Raw genomic sequence first — 13,069 nt, forward strand, 5'->3', positions numbered from 1 at the left:
GCAGCCGTGTAGAACTCCTTGCGGCTGTCGTAGGTCAGCACCGCGCCGCGGATCTCGTCGACCTGCTTGGCGCCCTGCAGGCGCGCCATGCGGGCATTGCCGATCAGCTTGGAGTACTCCTGCTTGCCGTCGTACTCGATGCGGTCGCCCCAGCCGTCGATGTATTCGTCGACGCCTTCACGCTTCTGCCGGATGTAGGCCTGCTTGCCCGGCTTGGCGGTGGCCACCGCGAACTGGTAGCCCTCGGGATCGGTGCGCAGTTCGGCGGCGTCGGACTTCAGGATCATGGTGCCCTTGGTCAGCACCACATTGCCGGTCAGCGTATAGATCTGCTTGACGTCGTCGTAGCTGGCGTTGTCCGCCTCCAGCACCATCGGCTTGTCACGGTCCGCGCGTTCGGCCAGGGCGGGCTGGGCCAGCAGGCCGAAGGCCATGGCCAGGGCGAGCAGGGCCGGGGCGGTGCGTCGACGGGACGATGTCGTCAGGGAAGCAGTCATGTTGGCAGGGTTGCTTGAGGGCGTCTGGGTACGTTGGTGCGGGTTGGTGCGGCCCCCGGGGCCGGGGCTCAGGACCCCGGCGCGCGGCCCGGGGTCGGCCCGGTGATGATGGTGCCGCGTACATTGCCGAGCAATTGTACTTCGCGCGTGACGTTGTTGAAGATCAGGCCGTTGGCGGTCATCACCGACGGGCCGCGCGTAAGCTTGACCGGCTTGTCGGTCTTGACGATGTCATCATTGACCAGCAGCTGGAAATAACTGGATGCGGCGGTCAGCTGCGGGTCCTTGGACACGTCCACGCCCTGCTGGCGCATGACGAAGCCGTTACCGTACAGGTCGATCACCGAGCCCTCGGCGTTCATGCGGCCCATATCGGCGCGGGCGGTAACCGGCGGGCGGTCCGGCTCGTATGCGCGCATGGCGGGCCGGGTTACCTCGTAGGTCTGGTCGTCCTCGAAATGGACCATGCGCTCGCCGGTGAAGCGGATCTTGGTGCTGCCGTCCGGCGCCAGCTCGGTGGCCGAGAAGCGGTCCATGAAGTAATCGGGCTCATGCTTCCTGGTGCTTTGCGCGGCCGGGTCTTCCTTGGGGGAGTTGATCTGGACCAGCCAGAACGTGCTGCCCGCCACGAAGGCCATCAGCAGCAGCGGCAGCAGCCGCATGACGATGCCGCTGAGGGAGGCGAGGAGTGCCTGCATGGTGTCCTTGGCGTTGTGCCGGTTGTGCCGGGCCCGCGCCCGCTCAGATGACCTTGGCGCGGGTCAGGTCGTGGATATGCAGCGCGCCGGTCAGGCGGCCGTCGTCATCCACCACCAGCAGCTGGTTGATGCGGTTGGCTTCCATCACCTGCACCGCCTCGACGGCGAGCTGGTTCTCGTTGACCACGTGCGGGTTGCGGTGCATGACCTCGCCGATGGGCACGGTCTTCCAGTCGCGCGGGGTTTCCAGCAGGCGGCGCAGGTCGCCGTCGGTGAAGACGCCGATGGCGTGTCCGTCCGGGTCCACCACGGCGGTCATGGCCATGCCCTTGCGGGTGATTTCCATCAGCGCCTGGGCCAGCGGGGTGTTTTCACGCACCTCGGGCACGGCGTTGCCGGTGCGCATCACGTCGCGCACATGGGTCAGCAGCTTGCGCCCGAGCGCGCCGCCGGGGTGCGAGCGGGCGAAGTCTTCCTCGCCAAAGCCGCGCGCATCCAGCACCGCCACCGCCAGCGCATCGCCCAGCGCCAGCGCCGCGGTGGTGCTGGCCGTCGGTGCCAGGTTCAGCGGGCAGGCTTCTTTCTCGACCGCCGCGTCCAGGTGCACGTCGGCCAGCTTGGCCAGGTTGGAGTCGGGGTTGCCGGTGACCGAGATCAGCCGCGCGCCGATGCGCTTGACGATCGGGATGATCGACAGCAGCTCGCCGGTCTCGCCAGAATTGGAGAAGGCGATCAGCACGTCGTCGCGCGTGACCATGCCCAGGTCGCCGTGGCTGGCCTCGGCCGGGTGCACAAAGAACGCCGGCGTGCCGGTAGAGGCCAGCGTGGCCGCGACCTTGCGCCCGATATGGCCGGACTTGCCGATGCCCGAGACGACCACGCGCCCGGTGCATTGCAGGATCAGCAGCACGGCACGGGCAAAGTCGCCGTTCAGGCGTCCGGAAAGTGCGGAAACCGCATCGGCTTCGGTCTGGAGAGTGTCGCGGGCGAGCCTGAGTGCTCGATCCGCATCGAAATTGGCTATCATGGCGACGAAGTATACCAACGAATGCGATGGCGCCTGGCCCGACCCATGGCGCACGTCGTGCTTGCCGAGCTCGCCGTATTTTGCCGGCAGGGTGCCCGTGCCGGGTCGGACGCGCGCCTGGCCGGTCACCCAGACCGCCTGATGCATTCTCCGCTGGAACTGACCCTGGTGCTGCTGGCCGCCGCCGTCTTCGGCGTGGTCGCATTCCGCATGCTGCAGCTGCCGCCGATGCTTGGCTACCTGGCTGTCGGCATCCTGATCGGCCCGCATGCGCTGGGGCTGGCCAGCGACACCGCGCAGACCAAGTACCTGGCCGAATTCGGCGTGGTCTTCCTGATGTTCTCGATCGGGCTGGAGTTCAACCTGACCAAGCTGCGCTCGATGAAGCGGCTGGTGTTCGGCCTGGGCGGCTCGCAGGTGGTGCTGTCGATGCTGGCGGTGGTGCCGGCCAGCTGGGCTTTCAACTGGCTGTTCCCGCTGTCCTGGCAGGCGTCGGTGGCGCTGGGCGGGGCGCTGGCGATGTCTTCCACCGCGATCGTCTCCAAGATGCTGTCCGAGCGCATGGAGCTGGAAAGCGAGCAGGGCCGCAATATCATCAGCATCCTGCTGTTCCAGGATCTGGCGGTGGTGCCGCTGCTGATCGTGATCCCGGCGCTGTCGCGCGATCCGGGCGACCTGATGGTGGCGCTGGGCCTGGCCACGGTCAAGATCGTGGTGGCCCTGGGCGCCATCTTCTTCCTCGGCCAGCGCCTGATGAGCCGCTGGTTCCACGTGGTGGCGGCGCGCCGCTCGCAGGAACTGTTCATGCTGAACCTGCTGCTGGTGACGCTGGGCATGGCGGCGCTGACCGAGCGGCTGGGCCTGTCGATGGCGCTGGGCGCCTTCATGGCGGGCATGCTGATCTCCGAGACGCCCTACCGCCACCAGGTGGAAGAGGACATCAAGCCGTTCCGCGACGTGCTGCTGGGGCTGTTCTTCGTCACCATCGGCATGCTGCTCAATGTCCGCGTGGTGCTCGACCACGTATGGCTGGTGCTGGCGCTGCTGGTGGTGCCGGTGCTGTTCAAGCTGGTGCTGATCGCGGTGCTGGCGCGGGTCTTCGGCTCGCGCCAGGGGGTGGCCATCCGCACCGGGCTGGGGCTGGCGCAGGCCGGCGAATTCGGTTTCGTGCTGCTGAACCAGATCGACGGCCTGAACCTGGTCGACCCGGTGCTGATCCAGGTGATCCTGGCATCGATGCTGCTGTCGATGCTGGCCGCGCCATTCCTGATCCAGTACAGCGACGCCATCGTGCTGCGCTTTGCCGCCAACGAATGGCTGATGCAGTCGCTGAACATGACCCGCATCGCCGCGCAGAGCCTGCAGACCGAGAAACACGCCATCATCTGCGGCTTCGGCCGCAGCGGGCAGAACCTGGCGCACATGCTGGAGCGCGAGGGCATCAACTATGTGGCGCTGGACCTGGACCCCGACCGCGTGCGCGAGGCCGCCGCGGCCGGCGATACCGTGGTCTACGGCGACGCGGGCCGGCGCGAGGCGCTGATCGCCGCCGGCATCCACCGCGCCGCCGCCCTGATCATCACCTATGCCAACACGCCGTCGGCGCTCAAGGTGCTGCACCACGTGCAGGAGCTGGCGCCGGCGCTGCCGGTGATCGTGCGCACGGTGGATGACTCAGAGCTCGACACGCTGCAGAAGGCCGGCGCCACCGAGGTGGTGCCCGAGATCATCGAGGGCAGCCTGATGCTGGCTTCGCACGCGCTGGTGCTGCTGGGCGTGCCGATGCGGCATGTGCTGCGCGGTGTGCAGGAGGCGCGCGACGCGCGCTACAGCCTGCTGCGCGGCTATTTCCACGGCCGCGACGATGATGAGGACATGGTCGAGCGCGATTCGGTGCGGCTGCATTCCGTGTCGCTCGGGCCGCAATCCACGGCGGTGGGGCGGCGCCTTGGCGTGCTGGGGCTGGAGCGCATCGGCGTGGAAGTGACCGCGGTGCGCCGGCGCGGCATCCGCGCCTTCGACCCGGAGCCCGAGACCGTGCTGGAACCGGGCGATATCGTGGTGCTGCGCGGCCCGCCTGAGGCGCTGGAAGCGGCGGAGACGCGCATCCTGAACGGCTGAGCGGGATCGCCGGATGCGTCAGTGCGGACGCGCCTCGACCCAGGATTCCGGCAGGTTGTCGAGCACGGCGCGTGCGTCCAGCGAACGGATCGGCACGCTGGTATCGGCCGGGATGCGGCCCTCGCCCTGCAGCATCAGGTAACGCAGGCAGCACACGCGCAGGAAGGACGAGAAATTACCCGCCACCGCCTCGCTGCCGCGATGTTCGGTCAGTTCATCGTGCAGGCGCGTGATCAGCTGGTTGACGGTCATGTCGTCGCGCCGCGCCAGTTCTTCCAGCACCTCCCAGAACAGGCTCTCGAGCCGGATGCTGGTGGCCACGCCATGCAGGCGCAGCGAGCGCGACTGGCTTTGGTACGACGCCGGATTGGCGCGGATAAAGATTTCACACATGGATGCTCCCGTGCGGGCGGCGCAGCCGGCGGGCATGTGCACGGCTCGCCGTATGGGGCGGGCCGTGCCTTCACGCGTGGGGGCGCCGCGTGCGGAAAGCTCTAATGTACGATCCGCGTGCCCAGCACGGCAAGGAACTGCGCCAGCCAGGCCGGATGCGCGGGCCAGGCCGGGGCGGTGACGAGGTTGCCGTCGGTATGGGCCTGGTCGACGGGAATATCGGCATAGGTGCCGCCGGCCAGCTTCACCTCGGGCGCACAGGCCGGGTAGGAGGAGCAGGTCTTGCCTTCGAGCACGCCTGCCGCGGCCAGCAGCTGGGCGCCGTGGCAGACCGCGGCGATCGGCTTGTCCGCCTGGGCGAAGTGGCGCACGATCTCCAGCACGCGCGCGTTCAGGCGCAGGTATTCGGGGGCGCGGCCGCCGGGGATGACCAGTGCGTCGTAACCGGCAGGGTCGATCTCGGCAAAGGTCGCGTTGAGGGTGAAGTTGTGGCCGCGCTTCTCGGTGTAGGTCTGGTCGCCCTCGAAGTCATGGATGGCGGTGGCGCAGGCGTCGCCCGCCCGCTTGTCCGGGCAGGCCGCATGCACGGTGTGGCCGACCATCTGCAGTGCCTGGAACGGCACCATGGTTTCATAGTCTTCGGCGTAGTCGCCCACCAGCATCAGAATCTTCTTTGCCATCGCGGTCTCCTGTATGGTTACGGGTGTCCGGCGGGTGCCAGACGCGGCAGCCCGGCCCCTGGCTAGCCAACCGGGCCGGCAGGGCCATTGTGCTGGCCGCCCCGGTGGCGCGGGTGGTAACTGGTTACCGCGCCGGCGGCCCACCCCTGCCGCGACCCACTGCGACCCCTTTCTGACTGGCGCGCCGCGCTGCGCGCCTACCGCTTCCAGATCCCTATGGCAGATTCCATCATCCAGTCCCCCGAGCTCGGCGACGTCACCGGCTACCTGCGCGAGCGCATCCGCACCGTGCCGGACTGGCCCATGCCGGGCGTGATGTTCCGCGACATCACCCCGCTGCTGCAGAACCCCAAGACCCTGCGCGTGCTGATCGATGTCTTTGTGCACCGCTACATGGATGCGCAGCTCGACCTGGTGGCCGGCATCGACGCGCGCGGCTTTATCCTGGGCGCGATCGTCGCGTATGAGCTGAACCTGGGCTTCGTGCCGATCCGCAAGAAGGGCAAGTTGCCGTTCCAGACCGTGGCCGAGGAGTACGAGCTGGAATACGGCAGCGCCACCGTCGAGATCCATGCAGACGCCTGCAAGTCCGGCGACCGCGTGCTGCTGGTCGACGACCTGATCGCCACCGGCGGCACCATGATGGCCGGGCGCAAGCTGCTGGAGCGCCTGGGCGCGACGGTGGTGGAGGGCGCCGCCATCGTCGACCTGCCCGAACTGGGCGGCTCGAAGCTGCTGCAGGACGGCGGGCTGCCGCTGTTCACCGTGTGCAAGTTCGAAGGTCACTGAGCCACGCTGACCCGCCTGCAAGATTTCCACGCAAGGAGACCCCATGCCTGACCTGCTGCTGTTCCTGCTGACTTCGATTGCCGTGACTGTGGCCCCGGGGCCCGACAACCTGCAGGTGCTGGCGCGCGGCATGGCGCAGGGCCGGCGCGCGGGGCTGGTCGCGGCACTGGGCTTTTCGGTCGGGTGCCTGTTCCACACCGTGATTGCGGCGGTGGGGCTGGCCGCGGTGCTGCGCTCGTCGCCGCTGGCGTTCCAGCTGATCAAGTACGCGGGCGCGGCCTACCTGATCTGGATCGGCATCCAGGCGCTGCGCGCAAAGGGCGGACTGGCGCAGGGCGGTGATGTCGATGCGGTGCCGCTGGGGCGCGTGTTCCGCCAGAGCGTGCTCGGCAACATCATGAATCCCAAGGTGACGCTGTTCTTCCTGGTGTTCCTGCCGCAGTTCGTGCGCGCCGATGCCGCGCACCCGGGGCTGCAGTTCCTGCTGCTGGGCGTGGTCTTCATGCTGCAGACGGCGGTGGTGTTCTCGCTGTTCGGGCTGTGCGCGGGCTGGCTGGGCGCCTGGCTGCGCCGCCGCCCGGCCACCGGCCGCTGGCTGGACCGCGCCGCCGGGGCGATCTTCGTCGGGCTGGGGATCAAGGTCGCGCTGCCCTGAGCGGCGCCGCTGGCGCGCATCCGGGCCCTGTGCCGCCGGTGTTGCCCGTTGCCCGCACGCCGCACCCATGCCGTTGCCGCTGTCGGATGACGGGCGCATAATGCCCCATTGACAACTACACGATGACCGGGCCGAGCCTCCAGGGTTTTGTCGGCACTGGTCACACAAAGGCGCACCATGGGCGTACTCCTTCACCTGCTGTCAGGCGTTGCCCTGCTCGTCTGGGGCACCAACATCGTCAAGGTCGGCATCCTGCGCGTCTACGGCGCGAACCTGCGCCATGTCCTGTCGACCAGCGTCTCCAACCGCTTCACCGCCTTCCTTGCCGGGCTCGGCGTCACCGGGCTGGTCCAGAGCAGCAACGCCACCGCGGTCATCGTCAGCTCCTTCGTCGGCCAGGGCCTGATCGCCGTGGCGCCGGCACTGGCCATCATGCTCGGCGCCAACGTCGGCACCGCGCTGATGGTGCAGGTGTTCTCGCTGGACCTGTCCTGGCTGTCGCCGCTGCTGATCTTCGTCGGCGTGATCTGCCACCTGACCTGGAAGGGCAGCAGGCCCGGCCACGTCGGCCGCGTGCTGATCGGCCTGGGCCTGATCACGCTGGCGCTGGAGCTGATCTCTATCGCCACCCGTCCCGTGGTGCAGGCCGCCGGCGTCAAGGTGTTGTTCGCCTCGCTGACCGGCGACGCGGGGCTGGACATGCTGGTCGGCGCCTTCCTGACCATCCTGTGCTATTCCAGCCTGGCCGTGGTGCTGTTCTGCGGCGCGCTGGCCTCGGCCGGCGTGGTGTCGATCCACGTGGCGCTGGCGCTGGTGCTGGGGGCCAACCTGGGCTCGGGCATCTCGGCGCTGCTGACCACCTCGGGCAACAACCAGCCGGGCAAGCGCGTGACGCTGGGCAACCTGCTGTCGCGCCTGCTGGGCTGCCTGGTGGCGCTGCCGCTGCTGGGCCAGGCCGAGGAGCTGCTGGCGCTGGTCGACCATGACCCGCAACGGCTGATCGTCAATTTCCACCTGCTGTTCAACGTCGCGCTGGCGGTGCTGCTGCTGGGCGCCACCGCGCCACTGGCGCGGCTGTGCGAGAAGGTGCTGCCCGGGCGCAACACCGGCGACAGCCAGGTCACGCCGCGCCACCTCGATACGGCGGCGCTGTCCACGCCCACGCTGGCGCTGGCCAACGCCGCGCGCGAAGTGCTGCGCATCGGCGACCGCGTCGAGCAGATGCTGGACAACATGCTGCGCGTGCTGCGCACCAACGACGCCAAGCTGGCCGACGCCACCTGCCGCATCGACAACGAGGTGGACGACCTCTACACCGCGATCAAGCTCTACCTGACCCGCATCAGCCTGGAAGCGCTGGACGAGCGCGACGGCCAGCGCTGGACCGAGATCATCTCGCTCACCATCAACCTGGAACACGCGGGCGACATCATCGAGCGCATCCTGCTCGATACCAAGGACAAGAAGATCGCCCACAACCTGATGTTCTCCGAGGCGGGCATGCAGGAAATCGCCGAGATGCACGCGCGCCTGGTCGCCAACCTGCGGCTGGGCTTGTCGGTGTTTCTCAACGGCGACCTCAAGAGCGCGCAGGCGCTGATGGCCGAGAAGGCCAACTTCCGCGAACTTGAGCGCAAGTACGCGCGCACCCACCTGCAGCGCGTGGCGGTGCAGACCGCGGAGAGCATCGAGACCAGCTCATTGCACCTGGACGTGATCAGCGAGCTCAAGCGCCTGAACTCCCTGTTCTGCGCCACTGCCTACCCGGTGCTGGAACAGGCCGGCGTACTCAACCGCAGCCGCATGAAGGAAGACGACCTGCCGGCGGTGCCGACCGTGCAGGCAGCGCAGCACTGATCGGCGACGCTAGAGCTTGTAGCCGAACTTCCGCAACAGCGCCTTGCGCTCGGCCACATCGGCATCGGTCTCGATCCCCAGCGGCGAGGCGCCATCGATTACCCCCACCACGCCGCGCCCGGCATCGGTCTGGGCGATGATCACCTGGGTCGGGTTGGCCGTTGCGCAGAAGATGCGGCACACCTCCGGCACTGCCCGCACCGCGGCCAGCACGTTGACCGGAAAGAACCCGTCGCCGAGGAAGATCAGGAAGCTATGCCCGGCGCCGATGGCGCGGGCGTTCTCGCAGGCCAGGTCGATCAGGTCTTCATCTGTGCCCGACCAGCGCACCAGGCGCTTGCCCGATGCCTCGCAGAACGCCAGCCCGAAGAGGATGCCCGGCACCGTGCCAACCAGCGCCTCGTGCAGGTCTTCCACGGTCTTGATGAAATGCGAATGGCCGAAGATGAAGTTGGTGGCTTCCGGCTTGGTGACCGGTACGACCGTCAGGTCCATGGCTGGCTCCAGAATGGCGGCGCGGCTTGCCGCCATCCGGTTCATGGTAGGGCGCGGGGTGGTGAATGCAAGCGGGCAGGGCGATCTTTGCATGACACGCGGACCTGCTATACCGGATGGACTGGCCCGTCACCGGAGACGCCGATGCCGCTTCTTCGCCTCTTCCTTGCATGGCTTGCCATGGCGCCGTGCGTGGCCGCCGCCCAGGTCGTTCCGGCATCACAGGGCGAAATCGCCGTCAGTGAGCTGAAGCGCCCCAATGTCGTCGTCGTGCTGCGGCATGCGAGTGCGCCGGGGGTCGGCGATCCGCCGGGCTTCAAACTGGACGACTGTTCGACCCAGCGCAACCTGGACGCGAACGGCCGGCAGCAGGCGGCCAGGCTCGGTACAAGCTGGAAGGCGGCAGGCTTCCGGCCGACGCGGGTCTACAGCAGTGCCTGGTGCCGCTGCCAGGACACCGCACGCCTGATCGACCTGGGTCCGGTGCGGGTCCAGCCATTGCTCAATTCATTTTTTGGCGCGGATGCGCAGCGCCGGGAAGCGCAGACCGCTCAGCTTTCGCGCTTTATCGACGGGCTGGATCCGCGCGGCGGGCCTTACCTGTTGGTCACGCACCAGGTGGTGATCACCGCATTGACTGGCCATGGCGCCGACAGCGGCGGTGGAGCGGCAATCGAATTGCAGCCGGACGGCGCGGCCCGGCGCACGCGCGTGCTGCCGGCCGCCGGGCTGGACTGAACGCTCAGGCCCGCCTGAGCAGCGGTGCCAGATACTTGCCGGTAAAGCTCGCCTTGCTCCTGGCCACATCCTCCGGCGTGCCGCGCGCGATCACCTGGCCGCCGCCGGCGCCGCCTTCCGGCCCCATGTCGATCAGCCAGTCCGCGGTCTTGATGACATCGAGGTTGTGCTCGATGATGACCACGGTATTGCCCTGGTCGCGCAGCTTGTGGATGACCTTGAGCAGCAGCTCGATATCGTGGAAGTGCAGCCCGGTGGTGGGCTCGTCCAGGATATAGAGCGTGCGCCCGGTATCGCGCTTGGACAGCTCCAGCGACAGCTTGACGCGCTGCGCCTCGCCGCCCGACAGCGTGGTCGCCGACTGGCCCAGGCGGATATAGCCGAGGCCCACGTCCAGCAGCGTCTGCAGCTTGCGCCGCACCACCGGCACGGCGCTGAAGAACTCGTGCGCCTGTTCGACGGTCAGGTCCAGCACCTCGGAGATGTTCTTGCCCTTGTACAGGACTTCCAGCGTCTCGCGGTTGTAGCGCTTGCCGTGGCAGACATCGCACGGCACATAGACGTCGGGCAGGAAGTGCATCTCGACCTTGAGCACGCCGTCGCCCTGGCACGATTCGCAGCGGCCGCCCTTGACGTTGAACGAGAAGCGGCCCGGATCGTAGCCGCGCTCCTTGGCCGACGGCACGCCGGCGAACAGTTCGCGGATCGGCGTGAACAGGCCCGTATAGGTGGCCGGGTTGGAGCGCGGCGTGCGGCCGATCGGGCTCTGGTCGACGTTGATGACCTTGTCGAAATGCTCCAGCCCCTCGATGCGGTCGTGCGGCGCCGGTTCCGGCGTCGAGCCGTACAGGTGGCGCGCCACCGCGTGGTAGAGCGTGTCGTTGATCAGCGTCGACTTGCCCGAGCCGGACACGCCGGTGATGCAGGTCAGCAGCCCCACCGGCACCTCGGCGGTGACGTTGCGCAGGTTGTTGCCGCTGGCGTTGACGATGCGCAGCAGGCGCTCATCGTCGGGTGCGGCACGTTCCTTCGGCACTTCGATGCGGCGCTGGCCGGACAGGTACTGCCCGGTCAGCGATGCCGGCGACTCCTCGATCTGCCGCGGCGTGCCCTCGGCCACGATCATGCCGCCGTGCACGCCGGCGCCCGGGCCGATGTCGACCACATAGTCGCAGGCGCGGATCATGTCCTCGTCATGCTCGACCACCAGCACCGAGTTGCCGATGTCGCGCAGGTGCTTGAGCGTGCCGATCAGGCGGTCGTTGTCGCGCTGGTGCAGGCCGATCGAGGGTTCGTCCAGCACGTACATCACGCCGGTCAGGCCCGAGCCGATCTGCGACGCCAGCCGGATGCGCTGGGCCTCGCCGCCTGACAGCGTATCGGCGCTGCGCTCCAATGACAGGTAGTCCAGCCCGACGTTGTTCAGGAAGTTCAGCCGCGCGGAGATCTCCTTGATGATCTTGTCGCCGATCTCGCGCTTGGCGCCGTGCATGTCCAGCGTCAGGAAGTACGTCAGCGCGTCGCGCAGCGGCCAGCCGTTGATCTCGAAGATCGCGCGCGCCTGCTCGCCCTCGCCCAGCTTGACGTGGCGCGCCTCGGTGCGCAGGCGGGTGCCGTGGCAGGCGGGGCAGGGCTGGTTGTTCTGGTACTTGGCCAGTTCCTCGCGCACGGCGACCGAATCGGTCTCGCGGTAGCGGCGCTCCAGGTTGGGGATGATCCCTTCGAACACATGCTCGCGCACGGTGGTGCGGCCGCGTTCGTTGATATAGGTGAACGGGATCTCCTGCTCGCCCGAGCCGTGCAGCACCGACTGCTGCACGTTTTCCGGCAGCTCCTCGAACGGGGTCTCGGTGTCGAAGTCGTAGTACGCCGCCAGGCCTTGCAGCATCTGGAAGTAGAACTGGTTGCGGCGGTCCCAGCCCTTGATCGCGCCCGAGGCCAGCGACAGGTTGGGGAAGGCCACCACGCGCTTGGGGTCGAAGAAGGTGATCTGGCCCAGCCCGTCGCAGCTCGGGCAGGCGCCCATCGGGTTGTTGAACGAGAACAGCCGCGGCTCCAGCTCCTGCAGCGAATACGAGCAGATCGGGCAGGCAAACTTGGAGCTGAACATATGCTCCTTGCCGCTGTCGAGTTCCAGCGCAAGCGCGCGGCCATCGGCCAGGCGCAACGCGGTCTCGAACGACTCGGCCAGGCGCTGCTTGATGTCGGCGCGCACCTTGACGCGGTCCACCACCACTTCAATGGTGTGCTTCTCGGTCTTCTTCAGTTTCGGCAGCGCATCGACCTCATAGACCTTGGCCTCGGCCTCGTGCGCGGTGCCGCCGCCCGAGCGGATGCGAAAGCGCACGAAGCCCTGCGCCTGCATGCTGTCGAACAGGTCGGAGTGCTCGCCCTTGCGGTCGGCCACCACCGGCGCCAGGATCATCAGCTTGGTGTCTTCCGGCAGTGCCAGTGCGGCGTCCACCATCTGCGACACGCTCTGCGCCTGCAGCGGCAGGTTGTGGTCGGGGCAGTAGGGCGTGCCGGCGCGGGCGTACAGCAGGCGCAGGTAGTCGTGGATCTCGGTGACGGTGCCTACCGTGGAGCGCGGGTTGTGGCTGGTGGCTTTCTGCTCGATAGAGATTGCCGGCGACAGGCCTTCGATCAGGTCCACGTCCGGCTTTTCCATCAGTTGCAGGAACTGGCGGGCATAGGCGGACAGCGACTCCACGTAGCGGCGCTGGCCCTCGGCATAGAGCGTGTCGAAGGCAAGCGAGGACTTGCCCGAGCCCGACAGGCCGGTGATCACGATCAGCCGGTTGCGCGGCAGGTCGAGATTGATGTTCTTCAGGTTGTGGGTACGCGCCCCACGGATCTTGATTTCTTCCATATGCCGAAAAGTCGTCGCCAGACAGGCCGCCCTGCCGGGAGTGGCAAGGCTGTCTGAAGGAATCGCAAAACCCAGAAACAAGTACCGTATTTGGCACTTCCGACCGCTGGCGACGGCCGGAATGCGCGCCCGGGCACACGCCCGGGGGCCAGCTGGCATGGCCAGGTGACCCGGGAAGCGCGAAGGAGCAAACCTGTTAATATACCCAACTTCGGTTTCCGGGGTGGCCCGCGCCATGCAGGCGCCCGGC

Annotated in this window: 11 protein-coding genes and 1 pseudogene; 5 read left to right on the forward strand and 7 right to left on the reverse strand. The window is 67.6% G+C overall.

Translation table 11 applies throughout. The features are described from left to right. The 3 genes and pseudogenes from lptA to CF68_RS21370 form a co-directional block, all read right to left on the reverse strand. Positions 1 to 497, reverse strand: a pseudogene (gene lptA / locus CF68_RS21360) (lipopolysaccharide transport periplasmic protein LptA); the annotation flags it as partial. A 68-nt stretch (positions 498 to 565) separates the two neighbouring features. Continuing rightward, positions 566 to 1,195 carry an LPS export ABC transporter periplasmic protein LptC gene (lptC, locus tag CF68_RS21365; protein ID WP_035822644.1) on the reverse strand — a complete coding sequence of 210 codons (630 nt, stop codon included), beginning with the start codon at positions 1,193 to 1,195 and terminating at the stop codon, positions 566 to 568. A 43-nt stretch (positions 1,196 to 1,238) separates the two neighbouring features. Further along, positions 1,239 to 2,222 carry an SIS domain-containing protein gene (locus CF68_RS21370; protein ID WP_035822810.1) on the reverse strand — a complete coding sequence of 328 codons (984 nt, stop codon included), beginning with the start codon at positions 2,220 to 2,222 and terminating at the stop codon, positions 1,239 to 1,241. A 141-nt stretch (positions 2,223 to 2,363) separates the two neighbouring features. Between CF68_RS21370 and CF68_RS21375 the strand changes: the two genes are divergently transcribed. Continuing rightward, positions 2,364 to 4,343, forward strand: a complete 1,980-nt coding sequence (locus tag CF68_RS21375; protein WP_035822646.1) for a monovalent cation:proton antiporter-2 (CPA2) family protein — start codon at positions 2,364 to 2,366, stop codon at positions 4,341 to 4,343. Positions 4,344 to 4,361: 18 nt separating this feature from the next. Here the strand turns inward: CF68_RS21375 and CF68_RS21380 are convergent, their stop codons facing one another. Next, positions 4,362 to 4,736 (reverse strand): ribbon-helix-helix domain-containing protein, encoded by a 375-nt coding sequence (locus CF68_RS21380; RefSeq protein ID WP_035822648.1) that lies wholly within the window; start codon positions 4,734 to 4,736, stop codon positions 4,362 to 4,364. A 101-nt stretch (positions 4,737 to 4,837) separates the two neighbouring features. Further along, positions 4,838 to 5,416 (reverse strand): DJ-1/PfpI family protein, encoded by a 579-nt coding sequence (locus CF68_RS21385; RefSeq protein ID WP_035822651.1) that lies wholly within the window; start codon positions 5,414 to 5,416, stop codon positions 4,838 to 4,840. A gap of 216 nt (positions 5,417 to 5,632) precedes the next feature. Between CF68_RS21385 and CF68_RS21390 the strand changes: the two genes are divergently transcribed. The 3 genes from CF68_RS21390 to CF68_RS21400 all read left to right on the forward strand — a co-directional run bounded on the left by CF68_RS21390 (position 5,633) and on the right by CF68_RS21400 (position 8,717). Then, positions 5,633 to 6,205, forward strand: a complete 573-nt coding sequence (locus CF68_RS21390; protein WP_010814395.1) for an adenine phosphoribosyltransferase — start codon at positions 5,633 to 5,635, stop codon at positions 6,203 to 6,205. A gap of 43 nt (positions 6,206 to 6,248) precedes the next feature. After that, positions 6,249 to 6,860, forward strand: a complete 612-nt coding sequence (locus CF68_RS21395) for a LysE family translocator (protein ID WP_035822654.1) — start codon at positions 6,249 to 6,251, stop codon at positions 6,858 to 6,860. 177 nt (positions 6,861 to 7,037) lie between these two features. After that, positions 7,038 to 8,717 carry a Na/Pi cotransporter family protein gene (locus tag CF68_RS21400; protein WP_035822656.1) on the forward strand — a complete coding sequence of 560 codons (1,680 nt, stop codon included), beginning with the start codon at positions 7,038 to 7,040 and terminating at the stop codon, positions 8,715 to 8,717. 9 nt (positions 8,718 to 8,726) lie between these two features. Here CF68_RS21400 and CF68_RS21405 read toward each other — a convergent pair whose 3' ends face one another. Then, the gene (locus tag CF68_RS21405) at positions 8,727 to 9,212 is read right to left on the reverse strand and encodes an adenosine-specific kinase (RefSeq protein WP_035822813.1); all 486 of its coding nucleotides are present in this window, start codon (positions 9,210 to 9,212) and stop codon (positions 8,727 to 8,729) included. Between the two features lie 192 nt (positions 9,213 to 9,404). Between CF68_RS21405 and CF68_RS21410 the strand changes: the two genes are divergently transcribed. Then, the gene (locus tag CF68_RS21410; protein WP_235205842.1) at positions 9,405 to 9,950 is read left to right on the forward strand and encodes a histidine phosphatase family protein; all 546 of its coding nucleotides are present in this window, start codon (positions 9,405 to 9,407) and stop codon (positions 9,948 to 9,950) included. A 4-nt stretch (positions 9,951 to 9,954) separates the two neighbouring features. Here CF68_RS21410 and uvrA read toward each other — a convergent pair whose 3' ends face one another. Beyond that, positions 9,955 to 12,819, reverse strand: coding sequence for an excinuclease ABC subunit UvrA (gene uvrA / locus CF68_RS21415; RefSeq protein WP_035822660.1), 2,865 nt, complete (start codon positions 12,817 to 12,819; stop codon positions 9,955 to 9,957). Positions 12,820 to 13,069 lie beyond the last annotated feature (250 nt).

This window comes from Cupriavidus sp. SK-4 (assembly GCF_000611125.1).
Classification (GTDB): Bacteria; Pseudomonadota; Gammaproteobacteria; order Burkholderiales; family Burkholderiaceae; genus Cupriavidus; species Cupriavidus necator.